Raw genomic sequence first — 24279 nt, forward strand, 5'->3', positions numbered from 1 at the left:
ATGTCCTTTGCGGCGCAAACGAAAAAGGAGCTAACTCTTGTCGAGAGTGATGCTTGCTGTGAGAAAGCAGAGCTTTCAGCACTTATTCGCATGAATGGTTCTGTGCAAATCACGAATCAGAAAGTTATTCTTGATATTTCAACAGAAAATGCCGCGATCGCTCGTAGAATCTACTCCCTTCTGAAGAAATTGTATGGCTTGCATACGGAATTGCTTGTTCGTAAAAAGATGCGTCTAAAGAAAAACAATGTATATATCGTGCGTGTACCTAACGGGGTACAGATATTGCTCAAAGAATTATTCATTGTCTCGGAAGGGTTTCTTTTTACGGACGGGATCGATAATAGCATTATTCGCAGTACGTGCTGCAAGCGTTCGTACCTCCGCGGTGCGTTCCTAGCAGGCGGGTCGGTTAATAACCCAGAAGGTTCTTCGTATCATCTGGAAATTTCCTCGATGTATGAGGAGCACTGTGGAGAACTAACCAATCTAGCGAATAAATTTGATCTCAATGCGCGATTTATTGAACGGAAGAAAGGGTTTGTTCTTTATATTAAAGAAGGTGAGAAGATTATCGAATTCTTATCGATTATCGGTGCTCATCAAGCTCTGCTCAGATTTGAAGATGTTCGGATTATGAAGGACATGCGCAATTCTGTGAACCGAATCGTCAATTGCGAAACAGCGAATTTGAATAAAACGATTGGCGCTGCTGTGCGTCAAATCGATAACATACGACTCATACAAAAAGAACTGGGGCTCGATACTTTACCTGATAAACTACGAGAAGTAGCGGAAGTTCGCTTAGAGAACCCCGATATTAATCTTAAAGAAGTAGGCGATCTGCTTAAAGGTCAAGTGAGTAAGTCAGGTGTCAATCATCGACTGCGCAAGCTAGATGAACTTGCAGATCGAATTCGTGGGATAAAATAGGGAAGTCGTATAAAAAAGTAGTTTAATTGTTCGTGAAATGGTATAATAATGTTAATTGAGTGCGTTTTCTTTTGGTATCAATGGTAAAATTTGTATATAATAAATCGTAGAGAAAAAAGGGGGAATTGGTTCGATGTCAAGACGCCCAGTCGTTGTGAAACTAAAGACCGGTCTTCATGCAAGGCCTGCTGCATTATTCGTACAAGAAGCGAATAAGTTCTCATCTGAAATTTTTGTTGAGAAGGACGAGAAGAAAGTGAATGCCAAGAGCATCATGGGTATCATGAGTTTGGCAATTTCCACTGGAACTGAAGTTACCATCTCTGCAGAAGGTTCTGATGCTGAACAAGCTGTAACAGCTCTTACAACTTTGGTTAGCAAAGAAGAATTGGACAACCAATAAGACAAGTTCTAAACAATAAAGCCGCTGATGAATCAGCGGCTTTTTAACTATACCAAGAGCTCGGTAGACATAGAATGAGATGGAAAGGGTCGTAAGCGATGAAGCATTCGATATTTATAATAGAAGATGACGAGGCTATTGTGGAGATGGTCGAGAATTATTTGGTGAAGGAAGGTTACGCCGTTACCGTTGCTCGTGATGGTGAAGAAGGTTTGATGGTTTTTGAGCAAACAGAGTTGCAATTCGATCTTATAATGGTGGACTTGATGATGCCGAAGATCGATGGGATGGAAGTGATTCGTCGAATCCGGATGAGCAGTCTTGTACCGATTCTCATTCTATCAGCGAAGGATGGCGACATCGATAAAGCGTTAGGCTTAGGATTTGGCGCTGATGATTATATCGCAAAGCCGTTCTCCATGATTGAATTGTCAGCGAGAATTAAAGCGATGATTCGGCGTGCGACGCAATATGCGAAGGTGGATAGTAAGCCTGAGCCCATGCAGCAGATGCTAATGATGGGGGATCTGGAGATTGATCTGAAGAGCTTTGCGGTCTTCAAGAAGGAAGAGCCAATTAAGCTGACATCAAAAGAATTCGAAATTCTTAGACTGTTTGCAGCGCATCCGAATCGTGTCTATACGAAGGCACAAATCTATAGTCAAATATGGAATGATGATTATTATGGCGATGAGAATGTCATTAATGTACATATGAGTCGATTGCGAGATAAGATTGAAGATAACCCGTCAGAACCGCGATATATTAAAACATTATGGGGCATTGGTTATAAGTGGGAAGGCGGTTAGGATGGTATATATTCTTGCTGCAGTTATCGTTATCTTGATAGGTATTATATGTTATCAGACGTATTCCCGCTTAAGCTATAGGAAGCAAATGCAGCATTTGCGCCGCGAAATCGAGCGTATTTCTCAAGTTGCGTCCAATGAGAAGCTCTTACTGTTCACTGGAGATCGCGAGCTTCAATCTCTGCTGATGGAAATCAATCGATTGCTCGCGTCGCAGCATCAAGTTTATTCTGACTATACCAAGATGGAAATTTCAATGAAGAAGATGGTATCGAACATCTCGCATGATCTGAAGACACCATTAACCGTCGTTCTTGGTTACATTGAAATCTTATATCACGATCCGAATATACCAGCTGAAGAAAGGCAGCGTATACTCGGTAAAGTCTATGAGAAAACCAAAGAGACACTCGCCTTGATTCATGATTTCTTCGATTTGGCCAAGCTAGAATCGGGAGATACCGAGTTTCCGATGTCACGGATCTTAATGAATGAACGTTGCAGCAGCACGATACTGGAGTATTATGATATTTTGACAGAGAAGGGCTTTCAAGTTCATATTGACATTCCGGATCATCCTATTTATGGATTTGGGAATAATGAAGCCCTGCATCGTGTGCTTAACAATCTAATTTCCAATAGCATTCAATATGGAAGTCTTGGCAAACAGCTTGGACTCACACTGCGTGAAGATCAATCATTGGTCTACGTGGACATCTGGGATCGCGGGAAAGGCATTGATGCGATGCACATTGATCATGTGTTCGAACGCATGTATACACTGGAAGATTCAAGGAATAAGTCCTACCAAGGCAGTGGTCTCGGTCTTACAATCACCAAGCGATTAGTGGAGAGCATGGGTGGTTCTATTCATCTTCGCAGCAAGCCGGGTGAGCTTACGGTATTTACCGTTAAATTGAAAAAAGTGCAGTATTAGCTCATGGAGTGATATCTCGTTACCATTCCATGAGCTTTTTGTGTGAAATAGAACTTAAGAATTTCGTAAGAAATGCGAAAGAAAAATGAGAATGACGTCCTGTAAAATGAAGTTATGAGAGAGAGCGAGAGGGGAAAACGATATGGAGTATATGGTGCGAACGAATCGATTAACGAAAGCCTTTCAAGGCCAAGAGGTTGTCTCGAACGTCAACATGAATATAAAAAAAGGTGAAATTTATGGCTTTCTTGGACCCAATGGCGCAGGGAAAACAACGGCCATGAAAATGATGACTAATCTTGTGAAGCCGACGAGTGGCGAGATTGAAGTGTTCGGCGAAAAATTAACACCAAATTCATACCATTTATTGGGTCGTATGGGGACGATCATCGAATATCCGGTCTTCTACGATAAACTCACGGCGCGTGAAAACATGGAGCTGCACTGCGAGTATATGGGTTATTACAATAAGAAGTCGATTGATGAAGCACTGGAGCTTGTGAATCTTGTCGATACGGGGAAGAAGAAAGTGAAAACATTCTCTCTAGGTATGAAACAACGCCTTGGCATCGCGCGTGCGATTACGACGAAGCCAGAGCTGCTTATTTTCGACGAGCCGATTAATGGGTTAGACCCAATTGGGATCAGGGAACTGCGCGACGTATTTCGTATGCTGTGCAAGGAATATGGGACGACGCTTCTCATATCCAGTCATATTCTAGGTGAAATCGAGCAAATCGCGGATACCGTCGGTGTCATTCAAGGCGGTCGATTGCTACGGGAAATTACAATGGCAGAAATTCATGAGGAAACGACGAATTACATTGAGATTAGAACAAACGACTGCAGCAAAGCAGCTTACGTCTTGTCGGAGAAACTTCAATTAAGCAATATACGGGTGATTGATAATCAGTTCATTCGGATCTATGACCAACATATTCCACAAAGTGAGATTACCAAAGTATTGATTCTTAGTGATGTCGTTATTGACTCGATTCATAAGCAGAGCAGCTCGCTCGAGGATTACTTCATGCAGGTGCTAAATGGAGGTGGCGTACGTGCTTAAATTGATGAAGCTAGAACTACATAAATTCAAAATGATGGGGTATGTTCGCGCAGCTGCAATCGCCAATGTGTTTATTTTTGGGTTCATGATATTAATGAGCTATACGCCGGAGCTGGATGGTACGATCATATTTAGAGATTTTAATGTGGTGTTTTCCATGGTCGATGTATTTGCGAGAGCGACATTTATTATTTTTGCTGCCGTCTTGCTGGGACGATTGGTAATCGATGAATTTAATAGTAAGACGATTACGGTTCTATTCATGTATCCGATCAAACGGCAGAAAATCATTGCTGCTAAGCTTATTGTCATTATTATTTTCACATTCGTAGGTGTTTTAGCTTCTATTATTTTATTGAGTACATTGTATTTTATCGTAAACACATTTATGCATTTAGTGCCGGGAGAACTGACGATGACACTTGTGTTACAACAGGCTGTTAAAATAAGCTTTAATGCGCTAGCAGCAAGCTTTATGGCACTTATTCCTCTTTATTTCGGCATGCGTAAATATTCGTTTCCTACAACTATTGTATCTTCGATCATCATCGTCTTGTTGACCTGTTCGAATAATGGTGGTTTTAACTTGAACGATATTATTATCATTCCTATTGGGCTTGCGATTGTCGGTGCGGCGATTGGCTACATGGCGATTCGTAAAATTGATCAAATCGATATTAATTAGATCGTCACGTTACTTTAAATGCGAGAGGGATGAAGTTATGGAAACATCGTATGGGAAGATCGTGGCGCAATCCTTGTGGATGATGTGGGAGAATATCTTTGATGTAGTTACGAGATTTCGTAGTGAATCGATATGGCGGTTCGGGGTTTGTAAACTTGTGATTCGAAGACATTATGGCAAGCGTATTCGATGCTATGATGGCCAACAAATTGAATCAGGCGATTGGATCGGGGAACTGCATTTAGATAATCAACAAGTGATTGAGTTATCACGGACCGTAGGACCGGATAGAGCGGGCATCATGACAGCACGGATGCTGCGTCGCGACATGAAGCAGATTAGCTATACGATGCAGACATCACCGGAGCTTGCCAAAGTGAAAGCCCTAACCGGTATTACACTGCTCCATCGTGGAATTATCCACGGATTAGGCTTTGAGCAGCATCCGATCAAGTCCAGATGGGCTAAGGGTTTTATGAAGGTGTACCTTCGGTTTCTGCTCCGGATCTTGCATCCTGAAGGGAAGCAGCGCATGAAGCAAGCGGGGGAGAAGCTGGAGCCGAGGATGCTCATCATTTCACAGGAAGGGTTATTCGAGCGGTTCCCAGAGAAGGACAAGGATAAGAATCTGAGAGTGATTTACACGTAAGCTTCATCTATGGCTGGGAAGGGGGACATGATGTATGTCAGTCTTGCAACTTGTTGTACTTGGAATTGTACTTTATATGCTGATACCGTTCGTCATCACAAGAATATGTGGGCTCGTCGTTATACGTAGAGGAAAGGCAGCTCGCCAGGTGGCCTTCACGTTCGATGACGGTCCTAATCCTACGTACACGCCTAGATTGCTGGATCTGTTACACGTGCATGGGGTGAAAGCAACGTTCTTCGTGCTAGGTAAAGAGGCGGAGAAGTACCCGGATGTGATCCGGCGCATGCATCAAGAGGGTCATCAAATCGGAATCCATAATTATACGCATACCTCGAATTGGATCATGACACCTGGTGAAATAAAGCGGGGACAGATTGATATTACGGCAGACATCTTGGAGCGGATTACCGGTGAACGACCAACGTTCTACCGGCCACCCTGGGGGCTTCTGAATCTCGGCGATCTCTTCAACTATCACTTGCGAAGCACCTATCGCATCGTGTTGTGGTCGGTCATTGTGGGGGATTGGAAGCGATCTACGACAGCAGAAAGACTGAGAAGCAAGCTGCTAGGACGAATCAAACCAGGTGCGATCGTTGTGCTGCATGATTCGGGTAAGACACTCGGTGCTGATGCGGATGCTCCGCTACAGATGATTGCGGGTCTTGATGCCGTCCTTATGGAAGTCCACCAACAAGGGTATTCCTGTGTCAGAGTGGATGAGATGCTGGAGCCATCCGAACGGGATAGGTACCGTGAAGGTACATCGACTACGAAGAAGTCATATAAATCTTCTGTAATGAGATGAAATAACAAACAGGCTGTTGCATGTTCGCAAGCAGCCTGTTTGTTGTTTATGCATTCATATCCAAATGTAGTTATAGCTTTTCGATCACTTTGTCGACTAAGCCATACTCCATTGCTTCACTTGCAGACATGAAGTAATCACGGTCTGTATCGCGGTCTACTTTCTCGAACGGTTGACCGGAACGCTCAGCAAGAATTGTGTTCAGCTTCTCACGCATTTTAATAATACGGTTCGCACGAATTTGAATATCGGAAGCTTGACCTTCAGCGCCACCAAGTGGTTGGTGAATCATCACTTCTGCATTCGGAAGTGCATAACGTTTGCCCTTCGCACCAGCAGCAAGTAAGAATGCACCCATGGAAGCAGCGAGTCCTACGCAAATTGTGGATACATCCGGCTTGATGTATTGCATCGTATCGTAAATCGCCATTCCTGAAGTGATAGAACCACCTGGGGAATTAATATATAGCGAGATGTCTTTATCCGGATCTTGTGCAGCTAAGAATAACATTTGTGCAATGATGGAGTTCGCTACTTGATCGTTTACTTGAGAGCCTAGAAAGATAATGCGATCTTTCAATAGACGAGAGTAAATGTCATAGGAACGTTCGCCCCTTGCATCAGGTTCAACTACCATTGGAATAAAACCACTCATATCCTTACCTCCTTAAATACCTAACATTAAATATATTGTTCTTGTTTCTGTTATCATAACCCAAAATATAGTAAAGGTCAACAAAGGTCAAACAACGTCAAAGTGGATATGAAAAAATAAAAAGAAGCTCCTTCAATTGAAGGAGCTTCTTGCTTGTGTATATGTAGTTATTAACGCGCCCGCGAGGGATCGAACCTCGATCTCAGGCTCCGGAGGCCTACGTCATATCCATTGGACCACGGGCGCATATTGTCTAGCGCAGCATGAGTAATTATAGGCTACTGTAGATAAAAAATCAATACCGTAGGAATAAATCAAAGCCCATTTTGAAAGCATAGAAGGATATGTGGCAAAAAAGTGACTAAGCACAGTTGCTTCCTCTCTCATTTAGCGTTATAATAAAAAACGTAGTCGAGTGGGACTCAAAATGAACCGATGGGACATAAAACGTCCTAGCAGCAGGTGTGTAAATGAGAGATATCCTTGAAATTCAAAGGCAGCTCATGCCGGATTTTCTAGAAGTAATGAAAAAAAGGTATACCGTGCTGCACCATATTATGGTCTCGGGCAGTATTGGCAGGCGGACTCTTGCCTTGTCACTTGATATGACCGAACGTGTCCTTCGCGGTGAAATTGATTTCTTAAAGTCACATGGCTTAATCGAAATTGAAGCGAGTGGAATGAGCGTATCGGAAGTCGGGAGACAGTTACTTGAGCGCATGGAACCACTGATTAAAGAAGTGTTCGGTTTAACCGACCTGGAAGAGCAAATTCGCTCGGCCTTTAATCTGAAGCAAGTCGTCATTGTTGCAGGGGACGCAGATCATTCCTCTTTTACAAAAAGAGAACTGGGTCTTGCCGGAGCAGCTGTGCTTCGTAAAAATGTAACGAACGATGACATCATTGCTGTAACCGGTGGATCAACCATGGCAGGTATTGCAAGTCAGCTCGTAACCTCGGCTCCGCTAAAAGGATCTTGGTTCGTACCTGCAAGGGGCGGACTTGGTGAAAGCGTGGAGATGCAGGCGAATACGATTGCTTCGGAAATGGCGAAGAAAACAGGCGGGCAGTATCGACTGCTACATGTGCCTGATGATCTTGGTGAAGAAGCGTATCAATCGCTCATGCAAGAGGCTAGCATCAAGGAGATCATTGATTTTGTCCGAAAGTGTCGTATTGTTGTTCACGGAATCGGGGATGCTATGATAATGGCTAAACGAAGAAAAGTGGACCTGGAGACGACGGCAAACTTGCAACAGGCAGGAGCGCTGGCGGAAGCATTCGGTTACTATTTTGACAGAAGTGGTGCGGTTGTCCATAAGATGCCTACACTTGGACTGCAGCTGGAAGATATTCAGCGAACTGAAATTGTCATCGGCGTTGCTGGTGGGAAGAGTAAGGGGGAGGCAATTGCCTCGGTACTGCGATTCGGTCACGAAGACATTCTTGTCACGGACGAAGCAGCCGCTAATGAAATTATTAAACATTTTTAAAAACGTAAACTTGTCATCTTGATGTGCTTATGTACATCTTGAAATATATTGCATTTATCTAGGAGGACGATCTTCATGGTAAAAATCGGTATTAATGGTTTTGGACGTATTGGACGTAACGTATTCCGCGCTTCACTAACTAACAACGAGGTTGAAGTTGTTGCAATCAACGACTTGACTGACGTTAAAACGCTAGCGCACTTGCTTAAATATGACACAACTCACGGCGTTCTAGATGCAACTGTAGAAGCTGGCGAAGGCGAACTTAAAGTAAACGGTAAATCCATCAAAGTATTTGCTGAGCGTAACCCTGAAGCACTTCCTTGGGCTGAAGTTGGCGCTGAAATCGTTGTTGAATCCACTGGTATTTTCACAGCGAAAGACAAAGCTTCCATGCACCTTAAAGGTGGCGCTAAGAAAGTTATTATCTCCGCTCCAGCTACTGACGAAGATATCACAATCGTTATGGGCGTTAACGAAGATAAATACGATGCAGCTAACCACACAATCATCTCTAACGCTTCTTGCACAACGAACTGCTTAGCACCGTTTGCAAAAGTATTGAATGACAAATTCGGTATCGTTAAAGGTATGATGAACACAATTCACTCCTACACTAACGACCAAAACGTTCTTGACTTGCCGCACAAAGACTTGCGTCGTGCTCGTGCAGCAGCTCAAAACATCATCCCTACTACAACTGGTGCTGCTAAAGCGGTATCCCTTGTATTGCCTGAACTTAAAGGTAAACTAAACGGTATGTCCATGCGCGTTCCTACTCCTAACGTATCTGTTACAGATTTGGTAGTAGAACTTAAGCAAGACGTTACAGTTGAAGAAGTTAACGCAGCTTTGAAAGCAGCATCTGAAGGTTCAATGAAAGGTATCTTGAACTACACAGAAGAGCCTTTGGTATCCAGCGACTTCAACGGCGACCCAGCTTCCTCCACTATCGATGCTTTGACAACGATGGTAATCGGCGGAAACATGGTTAAAGTTGTATCTTGGTACGACAACGAGTGGGGTTACTCCAACCGTGTTCTTGACCTAGCTGCTTACGTTGCTAAAAAAGGTCTATAATTAGAGCAAGCCACTATATAAGCACGAAAATTGAAGAGGAGAAGCGATTCTCCTCTTTCTCTCTTTAATTATAAGCTTAACTATAAAACCATCCCTAGGAGGATTTTCCATTGAACAAAAAGAGCGTTCGCGATGTCGAAGTTTCCGGTAAAAAAGTATTTATGCGCGTTGATTTCAACGTACCTTTAGAAGATGGTAAAATTACTGATGACAAACGGATTCGTGAAACACTGCCTACGATTCAATATTTGATCGAACGTGGCGCGAAAGTGATTCTTGCTTCCCACATGGGTCGTCCTAACGGTGAAGTTGTAGAAAAATTACGCCTAACTCCTGCTGCAGCACGTCTTTCCGAGCTTCTTGGCAAGCCAGTGATCAAAGCAGATGAGGCAATTGGCGAAACAGTTAAAGCACAAATCGCTTCCATGGAAGACGGCGATGTATTATTGCTTGAGAATGTTCGTTTCTATGCGGGCGAAGAGAAAAACGATCCAGAACTAGCAAAAGCTTTCGCAGAACTAGCGGATCTGTACGTGAATGACGCATTCGGCGCTGCGCACCGTGCGCATGCTTCCACTGAAGGTATCGCTCATCACTTGCCAGCAGTATCTGGTCTGTTGATGGAAAAAGAATTGGATGTACTAGGTAAAGCACTTCATAACCCAGCTCGTCCGTTCACAGCGATTGTTGGTGGTTCCAAAGTTAAAGATAAAATTGATGTCATTAACAAAATGCTTGAGATCGCTGATAACGTTATTATCGGCGGCGGCTTGACGTATACGTTCTTCAAAGCTCAAGGCCATGAAATCGGTAAATCTCTTGTAGATAACACGAAGCTTGATCTTGCTCTTGAATTTATTAATAAAGCAAAAGAAAAAGGCGTTAATCTATTGTTACCAGTAGATATCGTTGTTGCGGATGACTTCAGTGCTTCTGCGAACACGGATATCGTATCCATTGATAACATGCCTGCGGATTGGGAAGGTATTGATATCGGACCGAAATCCCGTGAAATCTTTGCTAAAGCAATCAAAGAATCCAAGCTTGTTGTATGGAACGGACCAATGGGCGTATTCGAAATCGAACCATTCTCCCACGGTACACGTGCAGTTGCAGATGCTTGCGCACAGACAGATGGTTACACAGTTATCGGCGGTGGTGACTCCGCTGCAGCTGTTGAGAAGTTCGGTGTTGCGGACAAAATGGATCACATCTCCACAGGTGGCGGTGCATCCCTAGAGTTCATGGAAGGCAAGGCACTTCCAGGCGTAGTAGCACTAAACGATAAGTAGAAACGAAAAGGGGACTTGAATCGCATGAGCAGAACACCAATTATTGCAGGGAACTGGAAAATGTTCAAAACTGTTTCTGAAGCAGTTACTTTCTTTAACGGCGTTAAAGGCGGAGCAGAGGTTGAAGGCGTAGAGAGCGTAATCTGTGCACCTTTCACAGCTTTGCCTGCACTTGTAGAAGCAGCTAAAGGCACTTCCATTAAAATCGGTGCACAAAACTTGCACTTCGAAGACAATGGCGCATTCACTGGCGAAATCTCTGGTGTTATGCTTAAAGACCTTGGTGTTGACTATGTAATCATCGGTCACTCTGAGCGTAGAGCTTACTTTGCAGAGACTGACGAGATCGTAAACAAGAAAGTTCATGCTGCATTCAAACATGGTCTTGGACCAATCGTTTGTGTGGGTGAAAAGCTTGAAGAGCGTGAAGCAGGTCAAACGAAAGACGTATGTAAAGTGCAAACTGAAGCTGCGTTTAACGGTCTTAATGCTGAGCAAGCAAAACAAGTTGTTATTGCTTACGAGCCGATCTGGGCGATTGGAACTGGCAAATCTTCTACTTCAGAAGATGCGAATGAAGTTATTGCTTACATCCGTAGCCTAGTAGCATCCCTATATGATAGCAGCGTTGCTGATGTGATTCGCATTCAATACGGCGGTTCCGTAAAACCAGCAAACGTAACTGAATATATGGGTCAATCTGATATTGATGGTGCGCTTGTTGGCGGTGCATCTCTAGAAACTGATTCTTATATCCAGCTTGTTCAGGGGGCGAAATAATATGGCTAGACCGAAACCGGTTGCGCTTATTATTCTCGATGGAATGGGACTTCGCGGCGAAGTTCATGGAAATGCAGTAGCAAAAGCGAATAAACCTAACTTTGATCGTTATTGGAATACTTTCCCTCACACAACGCTAACAGCTTGTGGAGAAGAGGTGGGTTTACCAGAAGGTCAAATGGGTAATTCTGAGGTAGGTCACTTGAACATCGGTGCAGGTCGCGTCGTATATCAAGATCTAACTCGTATCTCCAAAGAAATTCGTGAGGGTGAGTTTTTCGAGAATCCTGCATTATTAGGTGCGATTCGCTCTGCTCGCGACAGCCATAAGAAGCTTCATATTATGGGACTTCTATCTGATGGTGGTGTGCATGCGCATATTAATCATGTGTATGCTCTTCTGGAACTTGCGAAGAAAGAAAACTTAACAGAAGTTTACATCCATGCATTCATGGATGGACGCGATGTGAAGCCTGATTCTGGTAAAGGTTATATGGAAGCATTGCAAGCGAAACTAGCTGAGATCGGTGTAGGTAAAATTGCATCCGTTCAAGGTCGCTACTATGCAATGGACCGCGATAAGCGTTGGGAGCGTGTTGAGAAATCTTACCGCACAACGGTGAGTGGCGAAGGTCCACAAAGCACGGATGCACTTAAAGTCGTTACAGACTCTTATGCAAAAGATGTATTCGATGAATTCATTGAACCGACTGTTATTGTAGGTGAAGATGGTGAGCCTGTTGCTCGCGTTGAATCTGGTGATTCCATGATCTTCGTGAACTTCCGTCCTGACCGTGCGATTCAGTTATCTGAAGCACTGACATCTTCAAGCTTTGATGGATTTGATCGTGGTGCAAACTACCCGGCTGAGCTTACATTCGTATGTATGACCACATACAGCGATAAAGTAAACGGCAAGATTGCTTACGGTCCGAAGGATTTGAAAAATACGCTAGGTGATGTGGTTGCTAATAGCGGACTAACACAACTTCGTATTGCGGAAACCGAAAAGTATCCGCACGTGACGTTCTTCTTCTCTGGTGGTAACCATGAGGAGCTAAAAGGCGAAACACGTATCTTGATTCCTTCACCAAAAGTAGCAACTTATGACCTGCAACCAGAGATGAGTGCTTACGAAGTTGCAGCAGCAGCAGTGGCAGAAATCGAAGCAGAGCGTCAAGATATGATCATCTTGAACTTTGCAAACCCAGACATGGTGGGTCACTCCGGTATGCTGGAGCCAACAATCAAAGCTGTTGAAGCAACAGATGAGTGTCTTGGTAAAGTGGTGGAAGCGATCCTTGCAAAAGGTGGCGTTGTCTGCATTACAGCTGACCACGGTAACGCTGAAATCGTGCGTGATGACGCGGAACAACCGCATACAGCGCATACTACAAACCCGGTTCCTTTCATTGTGACTAGCAACAATGTACAATTAAGAGAGGGCGGCATCTTGGCAGACATTGCTCCGACTATGCTTGATCTACTTCAAGTTGAGCAACCATCTGACATGACAGGTGCTACCATCCTTAAAAAATAAATTAATAAACATAACGAGGAGTGTTCATTCATGACAATTATCTCAGAAGTATACGCACGCGAAGTATTAGATTCCCGCGGTAACCCTACAGTAGAAGTTGAAGTTTACCTTGAGTCCGGCGCAGTAGGCCGCGCTATCGTTCCATCAGGCGCTTCCACTGGTGCTCATGAAGCTGTTGAGCTTCGTGACGGTGACAAGTCCCGTTACCTAGGTAAAGGTGTTCTTAAAGCAGTTGAGAACGTAAACGAAATTATCGCTCCTGAACTAGTTGGTCTTGACGCTCTTGACCAAGTAGGTATCGACAACAAAATGATCGAAATCGACGGAACTCCAAACAAAGGTAAACTAGGTGCTAACGCAATCCTTGCAGTATCTATGGCAGTAGCACGCGCTGCAGCTGAAGCTTTGGACATTCCTCTATATGTATACCTTGGTGGATTCAACGCGAAGCAACTTCCAGTTCCAATGATGAACATCATCAACGGTGGTGAGCATGCGGACAACAACATCGATGTTCAAGAGTTCATGGTTCTTCCTGTTGGTGCTCCAAACTTCAAAGAAGCACTTCGTACTGGTGCTGAAATCTTCCATAGCCTTAAAGCAGTTCTTCAAGCTAAAGGCCTTAACACAGCTGTAGGTGACGAGGGTGGTTTCGCTCCTAACCTTACATCCAACGAAGAAGCAATCACTACAATCCTAGAAGCAATCGAAAAAGCTGGTTACAAGCCAGGTGTTGATGTATTCCTAGGTATGGACGTTGCTTCCACTGAGTTCTACAAAGATGGTAAATACGTACTTGCAGGCGAAGGTAAATCTTACACTTCCGCTGAATACGTTGACCTACTAGCTTCATGGGTTGAAAAATACCCAATCATCACAATTGAAGATGGTATGGCTGAGGATGACTGGGATGGTTGGAAATTGCTTACTGACAAACTAGGAAGCAAAGTACAACTAGTTGGTGACGACTTGTTCGTAACGAACACTGAGCGCCTTTCCACGGGTATCGAAAAAGGTATCGGTAACTCCATCTTGGTTAAAGTTAACCAAATCGGAACACTTACTGAAACTTTCGATGCAATCGAAATGGCTAAGCGTGCTGGTTACACAGCAGTTATCTCCCACCGTTCTGGTGAGTCCGAAGATAGCACAATCGCTGACATCGCGGTTGCTACTAACGCTGGACAAATCAAAACAGGTGCTCCGTCCCGTACTGACCGTGTAGCTAAGTACAACCAATTGCTTCGTATCGAAGACGAATTGGCTTATGTAGCACAATACGCTGGTCGCAAAGCATTCTACAACTTGAAAAACTTCGCGAAGTAATTCATCCCTGAATTAACTCGCTTGGTTTAACTATAAAGCGGCGCATAAGTCCTTCAGGGCTTGTGTCGCCGCTTTTTGTTTTGTGGGTTGGGGTTGTTGAGTTTGGTTTGGTGGTTGTAGTGTGTTAAAGGACAAGATAAGGAAAATAGCAAACGGAGGGGGAAGTATCACTGGAAGGAGCGGAGCGTTCGACTTTGAAAGAGTAAACATACCATAAAATAAATTCAGAGTTTACGATTTCACGGAGACCGGAAGTGATACTTTCACCGCAGTGACCGTACTATTTTCAAATGGAAGTCTAATTTTAACCAATTTCCCCTTATCCTGTTGCTACAACCGCCTAACTATGATAAAATAAATGGTACATGTTTTTATAATCGTAGATTTAGATTTGCGTTATTTTTAAAATCGATATAATAACTATTGAGGTGTAGATATGGAACTTTTTTGGAAAATCTTGCTTGTAATCGCTTCGCTTGCTATGATCGTAGTCGTGTTGCTTCAAAAAGGTAAGAGTGCAGGTTTGTCCGGTGCAATTTCCGGTGGTGCTGAGCATTTGTTCGGTAAACAAAAAGCTCGCGGATTAGATTTGTTCTTACAGCGCTTGACGATGGGGATTGCAGGAGCATTTTTCATCCTATCCATCGTAGTAGCTTTTATCGTGAAGAGTTCGTAATTTAATAGGCATACTTATTCTCGCGTTACGAGAATTCAAAGATAAACAGGGCGTACAATTGGGTGCGCGCTGTTTTTTTGTATGCTTTTTCGGTCATACTGATAAGGATGTGCATATTTGGGTTATTGTTGGTGAATATTGGCTTAAACGGAGTAAAACATGTACAATAAGTTATGCATATGGATAAGGTAGGAAAAGACGAGAAGGTGAACACGGTGATGACCGGACAGGATATACTCAATTTTATGCGAGAGACTGCTTATAAGCCGATGACTTATACAGATCTTGAGAAGCATTTTGGAATTAATGATGCAACGGAATTTAAGGAGTTCTTGAAGCTCCTGAATAGTTTGGAAGAAGAAGGTTACATTCTGCGTACACGTAATGATAGTTACGGTGTGCCAGAGCGAATGAATTTGTTAAGGGGTAAATTGCAGGCGCATGCCAAGGGATTTGGTTTCCTTTTGCCTGATGATAAAGAGCACCCAGACGTATACATTCATGCCAATGATATGAACACAGCGATGAACGGCGATATTGTGCTTGTTCGTGTAACGAGCAAGAGCCCTGCTGGGGGACGTCTAGAAGGTGAAGTTGTACGTGTAGTTGTGCGTGCGAATACGCAAGTAGTGGGAACGTTCCAACATCATGAGGGGTATGGATTCGTAATTCCAGATGATAAGCGGATGACGCGGGACTTGTTCGTTCCTCGTGAGGCGTTTGCAGGTGCGGTAGATGGTCAGAAGGTTGTTGTGAAGATTGTTCACTATCCAGAAGGACGCGCTGCTGCACAAGGGGAGATCGTCGAAATCTTGGGACATAAGGATGATCCAGGTGTTGATATTCTCTCGATTATTCGCAAATACGGTCTGCCAGAAGGTTTCCCAGAAGAAGTAACGGTAGAAGCAGATGCTGTGCCAGATGAGATTCATCCAGATGAACTTGTCGGTCGTCGTGATCTTCGTAATGAAATCATTGTGACGATTGATGGTGAAGATGCGAAGGACTTGGATGATGCTGTTCATGTAAAGCGCCTTGAGAACGGCAATTATCTATTAGGGGTTCATATTGCGGACGTTGGTTACTACGTGCGTGAGGATTCGGCGCTTGATCAAGAAGCGTATCGTCGCGGTTGCTCGGTGTACTTGGTAGACCGCGTTATTCCGATGTTGCCACATCGTTTATCGAACGGAATCTGTTCCTTGAATCCGAAGGTGGATCGCCTGACGATGTCTTGCGAAATGGAGTTCGATTCTAGTCTGCGCGTGGTGCGTCATGATGTATTTACATCCGTGATTAAGACGACGGAGCGAATGACCTATACGAATGTACGTAAGTTGTTACAAGAACCAGAGGAGCATCCAGATTTAGTGGAGCGCTACTCAGGGCTTATGGAGCATTTTACATTGATGGAAGAGCTTGCGATGAAGCTTCGTAATCGACGGATGCAGCGCGGCGCTATTGATTTTGATTTTACAGAAGCGAAGGTACTGGTTGATCCAGAAGGTAAGCCTACGGATATTGTAAAACGTGAGCGTAGCATTGCAGAGATGATCATTGAGGAATTCATGCTAGCAGCGAATGAAACAGTTGCGGAGCATTTCCATTGGATGAAAGTGCCGTTCTTGTATCGCATTCACGAAGATCCAGATCAAGAGAAGCTAATGCGCTTCATGGAGTTTATCACGAACTTCGGTTATGTGGTGAAGGGGAAGGGCAATTCGGTTCATCCGAGGGCGCTTCAAACTTTGCTTGAGGAAATTAAGGGTACGAAGGAAGAGACTGTTGTCTCGACTGTGATGCTGCGTTCGATGAAGCAAGCGCGTTATGACTCGCAGAGCTTAGGACACTTTGGTCTTGCGGCGGAGTACTACTCACACTTCACATCACCAATTCGTCGTTATCCGGACTTAATCATTCACCGCGTCATGCGTGAAGTATTCGAGGCAGGAACATTAAGTCCTAAACGTCATGAATATTTAACGCAGCGAATGGAAGATATTGCGCAGCAATCGTCTGAACGTGAACGTGTGGCTGTTGATGCAGAGCGTGATACAGAAGCACTGAAGAAAGCGGAGTTCATGTTAGATAAAGTCGGCGAAGAGTTCGAAGGCATTATCTCATCTGTAACTAGCTTTGGGATGTTTATCGAACTAGACAATACCGTTGAAGGCTTGATTCGTCTAAGTGAACTGACAGATGACTACTACCATTACCACGAGCGTCAGCTTGCGTTAATTGGAGAGCGTACGTCAAAAATCTTCCGTATTGGCGATGAAGTGAAAGTGCGTATTGCGCGTGTGAATATGGACGATCATACAATCGATTTCGAGATGGTCGATATGAAGCCGCGTAGAAGTACGAAGATGAGCTTTATCGATCGCGCAAATCGTGGTGGTAATAATCGTGGCGGAGCAGCTCCGCAGCGTGAACGTGCGAAGCGTGCAGGTAAAGGCGGCGCTGCAGCAGCAGGTGGCTTCGGTCGTGGAGATCAAGGTGGAGGTCGTGGCGGTAGAGGCAAGAATGGAGATAAAGGCAGAGGACCATTTGGTGCTGATAGTCGTCAAGGCGGATCAGATCGTGGAAAAGGTCGCGGTGCTAGTGGATCTGAAGGGCGCAGTGTAGAAAACCAAGCTGATGTTGGCTTTGCTTTCGGAGGAGTGGAAGTTACTCCGGGACGTGAGCATACATCCAGTAGTGATCGTACTGAGCGTGTAGGTCGTGATAATCGACAAGGTCAGGGTCATGCAGCTGCATCTTCGGAGAAAGTCGGTCGTCGACGCGATAAGATGAGTCGCAAAGGCAACTTTGAAGCGGCTGGTTATAATCCATTTGCAGACCAAGGCGGCGGTAAAGGTAACCGGAAGAAGGGCAAAGGCGGTATCACGTTAGGCGATACTGGCGGAGTGGCTAAAAACGACGGTGGCTTTGAATCTGCTGGTGCTCAGCGCGGAAACAAGAATGGAAATGATCAGGTTCGTGGAAGCGAACAAGGTCAAGGCAATGAGCGTTTGAGTGGTCGTGCGAAGGAAATCGTGAGCGAGTTTGTTGATGGCGGTGCAGGCGGTCGCGGGAAGCGTCGTAATGGCGGAGCTCATGTAGAGCATCGCGCTGGAGGGCAAGCACAGCGTGGAGACAAACGTGGTGGTGAGCGAAACCGTGGTGAAGCAGGAGCATCAGAGCGTGGTGGTAATGGTGACGCGAGTGCATCGCAGCGTGGTGGTAACCGCGGGAAGCGTCAAGCTGGCGGCGCAGGCGTGGATGTAAAGATTACCCCAGTCGATTGGAACGACGGGGAGTCTGGCAACTACGCGGGAGACTGGGCGAGCTCGGTTAACGCGCTCGGCAAGGGCCGCCGCGGAGGCGGAAGTAATGGCGGTGGACGTTCGACACCGCCGGATCGTGAACGACGTCGCCGTTAAGGCAGACGTCGTCGGGGCTTCCGCTTCGCTCCCCGCTTGATTTTGCGGGGCGAAGCTGATACAATGAGACCACTTATGTACAAGTGGTCGGAAGGAAGTGGGCGAAGGCGCGTGTGCTTCGCCCTTTATCCTTTTGCAAGGAGAAGGAGGTTCATCTGCATGGCAACTAAAGGTAAAAGTGATAATCAGCTGGCTCAGAACAAGAAAGCGTCGCATGATTATTTTATAGAAGAGACATATGAGTGTGGTCTGGTATTGACGGGTACTGAGATTAAATCGCTGCGTAAGGGCAAAGCTAATATTGGTGATGCGTTCGCGACGATTCGTAATGGCGAAGCTTTTATTCATAACATGCACATCTCCCCATTCGAGCAAGGGAATCGCCATAATCCGGAAGATCCGACAAGAGCGCGTAAGCTTCTATTGAAGAAGTACGAGATCAACAAGCTGCTCGGCTTATCCAAGCAACAAGGTTATGCACTGGTGCCGCTTAAAGTTTATACGCGCAACGGTTATGCCAAGCTGTTAATTGGACTTGGTCGCGGTAAGAAGAACTATGACAAGCGTGAGACTGCGGCAAAACGTGATGCACAACGTGATATTCAGCGTGCACTACGCGAGAAGCAGAAGGTTGCGAGGTAGTTTATTGGGATCTGTAAGGTAAGGTCGATATGTGTTGGGGATGAGTTGATTGGATAATGTAAGGTTATCCATGGGTGGAGTATCCTGTACTTCCACGATCTTAAATGTACGATCTTAGCGGATTTATGTTATACTAAGTAAGGAATACAGCTTAAAAAGTTTTTACAATTAGCATCCTGCTCACGGAAACATCCGATATTGAACAGATGCGCCTTATAATACGGGGGCGTTCTTGGATTCGACGGGGATAGTTCGAGCATGGGTAGCGGGTAGTGGGGACGCGACCACTTCATCAACGCTAAAGCCTATTAAACGGCAAAACTAACAACAACTACGCTTTCGCAGCTTAATAACCTGTGAGCGTGCTTCTACCTAGCATCGTCCATGTGACTAGAATAGGGGCTAACATATAGTGGAATACGCTGTCACATCTCCGCCTGGGGTGTGCTGAAGAAGATAATCAGGCTGACCCAACGCAGAGCCGGTTACAGGGCGCTGCTCGGGTGACATCAAATCTGTGACTACACCCGTAGAAGCCTATGTGTCGTTATCTTCGGACAGGGGTTCGACTCCCCTCGCCTCCATACATAGTAAAAGGGACTGGCTATTGTGCCAGTCCCTTTTACTATGTATGGGAGATGCCTGAGGGAAAGCCAAAGCTGCCCAGGAGAGCGGATGAGTTTCAAATACTCAGTATGGGTTTGATATAAACCGCCAAGGTATTCGGGAGTCACTTGCCCTTCCGAACAGCTTCTATAAATAATATTAATATTACCTTTAATTCAAGCTAACAAAAACCCACATCTTTCCTTGTAAACTACAATTATAATTGCGAATGCCGCAATTTAAATGATACGAACAAGGAGATGTAATTGATGAACATCCTCAAAAGCATGACCTCTGTAGTTGCCGTTGCTGTACTCGGCACCGCTTTAATGACCAGCTTGGTCAATGTAGGACCCCGTACTGCTGTTGCAGCTACGCCTAACATGACGCCGAATTATGAGATTCACGCGCTGCTAGATCCTAATGAAGCTTTGAATCCGGACCACACTTTGAAAAACACAGTACTGAGTGCGTTCAACATTACCGCTGCACCGGACCAAATGAATGTTCAGTATATGGATACTAACAATCAAGACCTGAGCCAAGAAGGCTGGTCCGCCCGCATTCGCAAAATGACTGGTGACAGCAAATTCAAATTAAACTATAAGAAGCGCTATCCAATCACAGGTAATAACATTACCGCAGCTTTGAATCAAGCCAATCAAGAAGGTTTCGACTCCAGTGATACGAACTATGAAGCACAGGTTGAATGGAGCTATGGTTCAAAGACCCTCAGCATTTCGACAGACAAGAATGTCAGCATTTCCGGTTACACCGGCTTGACCCTGCCTAATCAGACAGATTCAGTCAATGCAATTGTCAATAACATTCCGGGCAAGCTGAATAAATGGACAAGCACAGGCTGGGGAACTTCGGTGCTGAACCAATCACGAGTATATGGACCGGTATATGCTACTAGATACACAGGCACATTTAACGGAATTAAGACGTACATTGAAATCTGGCCTATTAAAAATACGTCAGGAACAGGATACGAATATATTGTAGAAGCTTCGTTCAAAGTTGACACAGAATCCGATGCAGCTAATTCTTCCAGCCAATTGTTTACTTACCTGCAGTCCCGCGGATGGTTTCTTCCTCAGGACGCTTTAAAAACATCAACCATCTTGCAGCGTTATTAAACATGAAGAAAAGAGCTTTGTAGCCAGGTTGGCTGCAAAGCTCTTTTTCTAAGGAAACTAGCGAATTCGCATGGGGAAGGTAAACAACCACTAGTGGATGGTTTATCAAAAACTAGAATTTTGGATTTGCCTAGCCACGGTTCGCCTCCATAATAAAAAGAAATCCACTACCAATAAGGGCGGCCACTGAAGAAGTCTTCTCATGAAAAAGGTATAGTCCTTCAAGAAAATTGAAGAGGCTGTACCTTTTTTGTCGTATAATCAATAGATCATGGAAAGCAGATGGACGGATGATTCGGCAACAGCAAACATTGGTATTAAGTCCTTATGCCGCACTGTACGACATTGTCGTGCCAAAGGATAATACGTTACGTCAAATTAATGAATTGGTAGATTTCACTTTCATATATGAAGAACTCTGTTAGCATAAAATCGGATGCACATTCACAGCAAATGTCATTTCAAGAAACGGATTATTTCATAGAAAAATCGAAGGAACGCTATAAAATTGAAGCGAAAAACAGCGAGCTCAAACACAGACGCGGGTACGATGTTGCCACATCCTCGGGTTTATTAGGCATGGAGCTTCAAGGTGCTATGACAATATTCGCGGTCAATCTCAAACGGATATTGAAATTAACGGATTAAACATATCCACTTAAATTACAGATAAAGGTAAAAAATAGACATCTACCCCTAATATTAGAGAGTAGATGTCTATTTTTATGGCGGTTTAAGTTCATTACGATAAAAAGCAATAGTTCTTCAGTGGCCACCTCACTGAGCGGGGTTTTTGCCATTCTAGGGGTGGGAATGTAGACAATCAGTAGACATGAGAAATTTAATTATTATTTTTAACTGTAAATGCTAATGTAAAAGTTGACCACCTTTAGCTAAGTCCTGTTATGCTAAGTAGGAATCGGCAACCGTGAGTTAAGCAAGCAATTAAAGATCGCCAAATCAAGAAGCTGAGTCAAGAGCTTCGTCGTAGTGAAGCAGCCTTGGCAGAAAAAGCAGCTCTACTTGTAATCAGAAAAAAAGGCAATGCGATCTGTGGGACAACGCGGATGATTTATCAGGGCCTCAGATCGCAACACAGCTCTATTATACTGATCAAAAAAGCAGTTGTTAGCGGGACCAGAGAACCCTGCGTGTAAGGAACTAGGCAGTAGCCAGAGAACGCTACAACGCTGGAGAAGTGACCTTACACCAAATGAGGATCAGCGCCCCATAGTAGAACGACCAACGCCTAAAAACAAGCTGACTAAAGAAGAAAGAGTAACAATCGTCCAGACAGTCAATCAGCCAGTGTTCAAGAGCCTTCTGCCTAGTCAAATCGTTCCACGACTTGCTGATGAAGATGTCTATATCGCATCAGAATCTACGATTTATCGAGTCTTAAAAGAGGTAGCCATTTCATACGATAAACAGACTAGGAGATCAGTCTGCCTTTATGAAGAGACTTCATATCTTTATTGGAGTTAGAAAGGATAGGGAGCATTTTCAAGCTGCTAATCATGGGAGAATGGCACTGATGGCAAGTAGGGACGTGATCAAACGAAAAATTGTCCCGGATCCATCCCTTACAATCTTCATTATTGCATGTCCATACTTTCGTGTCTTCTTGAACGAGATCCTCTAACGATTTTCTTCGAGAATACATAGTTTTCTCCTCCTTATAAAAAAAACTGCCCTTAACACGTGTTAAGGGCAGTTCATTGTGAACTACAGTTTTACAACATTCTCAGCTTGAGGACCGCGGTTGCCTTGAGTTACATTAAATTCAACGCGTTGTCCTTCGTCCAATGATTTAAATCCATCTCCTTGAATTGCGGAGAAATGAACGAATACGTCATTTCCGCCTTCCATTTCAATAAATCCAAAACCTTTCTCTGCGTTAAACCATTTCACTGTTCCTGTTTCCATAATATAATTACCTCCAAATTGTTATTAACATGCTTTTCTAAACAAAAAAAATCACACATTGAAAAAGGTACCATTACACAAATGATCACTTTTTCAATATGTGAATTTATGTTAGCGCTGTTTATAAACTAATCCTAGCACATAAAAGTGTGATAAGCAAATTTATATTATTTCTCCTTTACGTATATGACAAATGTCATATAGGCTACATGATGTTTATGACTGCAACAAATTGAAAACGGTATTTATAATGAAGATAGGATACTAAAACTAATATTCGCTAACAAGTCCTGTGCACCATATCGAGGAGGAACTAAAAGATGACACAATCCACGCTAACCAACTTAAAAAAACAGGTTGCCCCTTATGAAAAATCAAATACGAGGGCTAGTATTAAACAGCTAATTAACACCTTAGGACCTTTATTTGTACTATGGTTTTCTGCGTATCTAAGCCTATCTATATCCTATTGGCTCTCGCTCCCCATTATGATTATCGCATCCGGTTTCGTTATACGAACTTTTATCATTTTCCATGATTGTTGTCATCAATCGTTCTTCAAAAGCCGTAGAGCTAACGAAATAATTGGTACAATTACGGGAATCCTTACACTCTTTCCCTATCAACAATGGAAGAATAGTCATTCGATCCATCATGCAACGAGCAGTAACCTCGAGAAACGTGGAATAGGTGATATGTGGGTACTTACCGTTGATGAATATGCGGCATCTTCGATAGGGGTCCGAATTGCGTATCGGTTATATCGGAATCCATTTATTATGTTTGGACTAGGCCCCATCTTGTTGTTCGTATTTACAAACCGCTTTAATACAAAAGGTGCAAAACGCAAGGAAAGAATCAGTACTTATATGACAAATGTCTCTATCCTTGCTTTATATGGGTTATTGATCTGGATAGTTGGATGGCAGTCATTTGTTCTGATCCAAGCTCCAATTATGTTCGTAGCGGGCTTGATGGGAATCTGGCTATTTTATGTGCAACATCAGTTTGAAGATTCCTACTTCGAGAATGAGGATGAGTGGAGTTATGTGAAAGCCGCGGTAGAGGGAAGCTCCTATTATAAACTGCCGAAGCTTCTGCAATGGATTACTGGAAATATTGGGTTTCATCATGTCCATCATTTGAGTCCGAAAGTGCCAAATTATAATTTGGAAAAGGCGCATAATGCAACGCCACCGCTTCAAAAAGCAACGACAATAACAATAGGAACTAGTTTGAAGTCGCTACGGTTTCGTCTATGGGATGAGCGTAACAAAATGTTTGTCGGTTATAGAAATATTAAACAGGTGAACCTTAAGGAAAATGCTCATGATCCTTTGGATAACAAATTAAAAGTAAAAGTTCGTAAATCGAGCTTACAAAGGTAATAAAACACATCGTTTCAT

The 24279-nt window shown here is 43.9% G+C and carries 22 protein-coding genes, 1 tRNA gene, 1 other RNA gene and 1 pseudogene; 21 read left to right on the top strand and 4 right to left on the bottom strand.

The genetic code is table 11. The annotated features are described in order from the left end of the window. The 8 genes from whiA to NV379_RS11910 all read left to right on the top strand — a co-directional run bounded on the left by whiA (position 1) and on the right by NV379_RS11910 (position 6293). Positions 1-933 carry a DNA-binding protein WhiA gene (whiA, locus tag NV379_RS11875; RefSeq protein WP_258207533.1) on the top strand — a complete coding sequence of 311 codons (933 nt, stop codon included), beginning with the start codon at positions 1-3 and terminating at the stop codon, positions 931-933. Positions 934-1066: 133 nt separating this feature from the next. After that, a complete protein-coding gene (locus NV379_RS11880) occupies positions 1067-1336 on the top strand; it encodes an HPr family phosphocarrier protein (RefSeq protein ID WP_258207534.1) in 270 nt (89 codons plus the stop codon). Between the two features lie 98 nt (positions 1337-1434). After that, positions 1435-2145 (top strand): response regulator transcription factor, encoded by a 711-nt coding sequence (locus NV379_RS11885; RefSeq protein ID WP_258207535.1) that lies wholly within the window; start codon positions 1435-1437, stop codon positions 2143-2145. Position 2146: 1 nt separating this feature from the next. Further along, positions 2147-3082 carry a HAMP domain-containing histidine kinase gene (locus NV379_RS11890; RefSeq protein WP_258207536.1) on the top strand — a complete coding sequence of 312 codons (936 nt, stop codon included), beginning with the start codon at positions 2147-2149 and terminating at the stop codon, positions 3080-3082. 142 nt (positions 3083-3224) lie between these two features. Continuing rightward, on the top strand, positions 3225-4148 hold the full coding sequence (locus NV379_RS11895) for an ABC transporter ATP-binding protein (protein ID WP_258207537.1): 924 nt from the start codon (positions 3225-3227) through the stop codon (positions 4146-4148). Then, positions 4141-4833 carry an ABC transporter permease gene (locus NV379_RS11900; RefSeq protein WP_258207538.1) on the top strand — a complete coding sequence of 231 codons (693 nt, stop codon included), beginning with the start codon at positions 4141-4143 and terminating at the stop codon, positions 4831-4833. The genes NV379_RS11895 and NV379_RS11900 overlap by 8 nt, the downstream gene beginning before the upstream one ends. 37 nt (positions 4834-4870) lie before the next feature. Continuing rightward, positions 4871-5482 (top strand): YkoP family protein, encoded by a 612-nt coding sequence (locus NV379_RS11905; RefSeq protein WP_258207539.1) that lies wholly within the window; start codon positions 4871-4873, stop codon positions 5480-5482. Positions 5483-5516: 34 nt separating this feature from the next. Further along, positions 5517-6293, top strand: a complete 777-nt coding sequence (locus tag NV379_RS11910) for a polysaccharide deacetylase family protein (protein WP_258207540.1) — start codon at positions 5517-5519, stop codon at positions 6291-6293. Positions 6294-6363: 70 nt separating this feature from the next. Here NV379_RS11910 and clpP read toward each other — a convergent pair whose 3' ends face one another. Both clpP and NV379_RS11920 read right to left on the bottom strand, forming a co-directional pair. Then, positions 6364-6948, bottom strand: a complete 585-nt coding sequence (gene clpP / locus NV379_RS11915) for an ATP-dependent Clp endopeptidase proteolytic subunit ClpP (protein ID WP_258207541.1) — start codon at positions 6946-6948, stop codon at positions 6364-6366. A gap of 174 nt (positions 6949-7122) precedes the next feature. Then, positions 7123-7194 (bottom strand) — tRNA-Arg (locus NV379_RS11920). Between the two features lie 224 nt (positions 7195-7418). Here NV379_RS11920 and NV379_RS11925 point away from each other — a divergent pair. The 12 genes and pseudogenes from NV379_RS11925 to NV379_RS11980 all read left to right on the top strand — a co-directional run. Next, positions 7419-8441, top strand: a complete 1023-nt coding sequence (locus tag NV379_RS11925) for a sugar-binding transcriptional regulator (protein ID WP_258207542.1) — start codon at positions 7419-7421, stop codon at positions 8439-8441. A gap of 75 nt (positions 8442-8516) precedes the next feature. Then, complete coding sequence (gene gap / locus NV379_RS11930) at positions 8517-9521, top strand: type I glyceraldehyde-3-phosphate dehydrogenase (RefSeq protein WP_258207543.1); 1005 nt, start codon at positions 8517-8519, stop codon at positions 9519-9521. A gap of 110 nt (positions 9522-9631) precedes the next feature. Further along, positions 9632-10813 carry a phosphoglycerate kinase gene (locus NV379_RS11935; protein WP_258207544.1) on the top strand — a complete coding sequence of 394 codons (1182 nt, stop codon included), beginning with the start codon at positions 9632-9634 and terminating at the stop codon, positions 10811-10813. A 24-nt stretch (positions 10814-10837) separates the two neighbouring features. Further along, a complete protein-coding gene (gene tpiA / locus NV379_RS11940; RefSeq protein ID WP_258207545.1) occupies positions 10838-11593 on the top strand; it encodes a triose-phosphate isomerase in 756 nt (251 codons plus the stop codon). A gap of 1 nt (position 11594) precedes the next feature. After that, positions 11595-13133, top strand: a complete 1539-nt coding sequence (gene gpmI / locus NV379_RS11945; protein ID WP_258207546.1) for a 2,3-bisphosphoglycerate-independent phosphoglycerate mutase — start codon at positions 11595-11597, stop codon at positions 13131-13133. Between the two features lie 30 nt (positions 13134-13163). Beyond that, positions 13164-14459, top strand: a complete 1296-nt coding sequence (gene eno / locus NV379_RS11950; RefSeq protein ID WP_258207547.1) for a phosphopyruvate hydratase — start codon at positions 13164-13166, stop codon at positions 14457-14459. Between the two features lie 436 nt (positions 14460-14895). Continuing rightward, entirely contained in the window at positions 14896-15135 is a 240-nt protein-coding gene (gene secG / locus NV379_RS11955; protein WP_258207548.1) for a preprotein translocase subunit SecG, read from the top strand. A gap of 215 nt (positions 15136-15350) precedes the next feature. After that, complete coding sequence (gene rnr, locus NV379_RS11960) at positions 15351-18557, top strand: ribonuclease R (protein ID WP_258207806.1); 3207 nt, start codon at positions 15351-15353, stop codon at positions 18555-18557. 159 nt (positions 18558-18716) lie between these two features. Continuing rightward, positions 18717-19199, top strand: a complete 483-nt coding sequence (smpB, locus tag NV379_RS11965) for an SsrA-binding protein SmpB (RefSeq protein WP_258207549.1) — start codon at positions 18717-18719, stop codon at positions 19197-19199. 222 nt (positions 19200-19421) lie between these two features. Continuing rightward, positions 19422-19786, top strand: a transfer-messenger RNA (tmRNA) gene (ssrA, locus tag NV379_RS11970). Between the two features lie 288 nt (positions 19787-20074). Then, the gene (locus tag NV379_RS11975) at positions 20075-20947 is read left to right on the top strand and encodes a hypothetical protein (protein WP_258207550.1); all 873 of its coding nucleotides are present in this window, start codon (positions 20075-20077) and stop codon (positions 20945-20947) included. Positions 20948-21364: 417 nt separating this feature from the next. Continuing rightward, positions 21365-21595, top strand: a pseudogene (locus NV379_RS11980) (transposase); the annotation flags it as partial. 784 nt (positions 21596-22379) lie between these two features. On the opposite strand, the gene NV379_RS11985 reads toward NV379_RS11980, so the two are convergent. Further along, positions 22380-22610 carry a cold-shock protein gene (locus tag NV379_RS11985; RefSeq protein WP_258207551.1) on the bottom strand — a complete coding sequence of 77 codons (231 nt, stop codon included), beginning with the start codon at positions 22608-22610 and terminating at the stop codon, positions 22380-22382. 62 nt (positions 22611-22672) lie between these two features. Then, positions 22673-22873, bottom strand: a complete 201-nt coding sequence (locus NV379_RS11990) for a cold-shock protein (protein ID WP_258207552.1) — start codon at positions 22871-22873, stop codon at positions 22673-22675. A gap of 320 nt (positions 22874-23193) precedes the next feature. On the opposite strand from NV379_RS11990, the gene desA reads away from it, so the two are divergent. After that, positions 23194-24261: a Delta(5) desaturase DesA gene (gene desA / locus NV379_RS11995; protein ID WP_258207553.1), complete on the top strand. Its 1068-nt coding sequence runs from the start codon at positions 23194-23196 to the stop codon at positions 24259-24261. Positions 24262-24279: the final 18 nt, after the last annotated feature.

Source organism: Paenibacillus radicibacter (genome assembly GCF_024721995.1).
In the GTDB taxonomy this organism is placed as follows: Bacteria; Bacillota; Bacilli; order Paenibacillales; family NBRC-103111; genus Paenibacillus_AM; species Paenibacillus_AM radicibacter.

Bases quoted from the DNA above. Each gene is read 5' to 3' on its own strand.
- whiA (WP_258207533.1), top strand. From the start codon at position 1: ATGTCCTTTGCGGCGCAAACGAAAAAGGAGCTAACTCTTGTCGAGAGT.
- NV379_RS11880 (WP_258207534.1), top strand. From the start codon at position 1,067: ATGTCAAGACGCCCAGTCGTTGTGAAACTAAAGACCGGTCTTCATGCA.
- NV379_RS11885 (WP_258207535.1), top strand. From the start codon at position 1,435: ATGAAGCATTCGATATTTATAATAGAAGATGACGAGGCTATTGTGGAG.
- NV379_RS11890 (WP_258207536.1), top strand. From the start codon at position 2,147: ATGGTATATATTCTTGCTGCAGTTATCGTTATCTTGATAGGTATTATA.
- NV379_RS11895 (WP_258207537.1), top strand. From the start codon at position 3,225: ATGGAGTATATGGTGCGAACGAATCGATTAACGAAAGCCTTTCAAGGC.
- NV379_RS11905 (WP_258207539.1), top strand. From the start codon at position 4,871: ATGGAAACATCGTATGGGAAGATCGTGGCGCAATCCTTGTGGATGATG.
- NV379_RS11910 (WP_258207540.1), top strand. From the start codon at position 5,517: ATGTCAGTCTTGCAACTTGTTGTACTTGGAATTGTACTTTATATGCTG.
- clpP (WP_258207541.1), bottom strand. From the start codon at position 6,948: ATGAGTGGTTTTATTCCAATGGTAGTTGAACCTGATGCAAGGGGCGAA.
- NV379_RS11925 (WP_258207542.1), top strand. From the start codon at position 7,419: ATGAGAGATATCCTTGAAATTCAAAGGCAGCTCATGCCGGATTTTCTA.
- gap (WP_258207543.1), top strand. From the start codon at position 8,517: ATGGTAAAAATCGGTATTAATGGTTTTGGACGTATTGGACGTAACGTA.
- tpiA (WP_258207545.1), top strand. From the start codon at position 10,838: ATGAGCAGAACACCAATTATTGCAGGGAACTGGAAAATGTTCAAAACT.
- gpmI (WP_258207546.1), top strand. From the start codon at position 11,595: ATGGCTAGACCGAAACCGGTTGCGCTTATTATTCTCGATGGAATGGGA.
- eno (WP_258207547.1), top strand. From the start codon at position 13,164: ATGACAATTATCTCAGAAGTATACGCACGCGAAGTATTAGATTCCCGC.
- secG (WP_258207548.1), top strand. From the start codon at position 14,896: ATGGAACTTTTTTGGAAAATCTTGCTTGTAATCGCTTCGCTTGCTATG.
- smpB (WP_258207549.1), top strand. From the start codon at position 18,717: ATGGCAACTAAAGGTAAAAGTGATAATCAGCTGGCTCAGAACAAGAAA.
- NV379_RS11975 (WP_258207550.1), top strand. From the start codon at position 20,075: ATGAACATCCTCAAAAGCATGACCTCTGTAGTTGCCGTTGCTGTACTC.
- NV379_RS11985 (WP_258207551.1), bottom strand. From the start codon at position 22,610: ATGTATTCTCGAAGAAAATCGTTAGAGGATCTCGTTCAAGAAGACACG.
- NV379_RS11990 (WP_258207552.1), bottom strand. From the start codon at position 22,873: ATGGAAACAGGAACAGTGAAATGGTTTAACGCAGAGAAAGGTTTTGGA.
- desA (WP_258207553.1), top strand. From the start codon at position 23,194: ATGACACAATCCACGCTAACCAACTTAAAAAAACAGGTTGCCCCTTAT.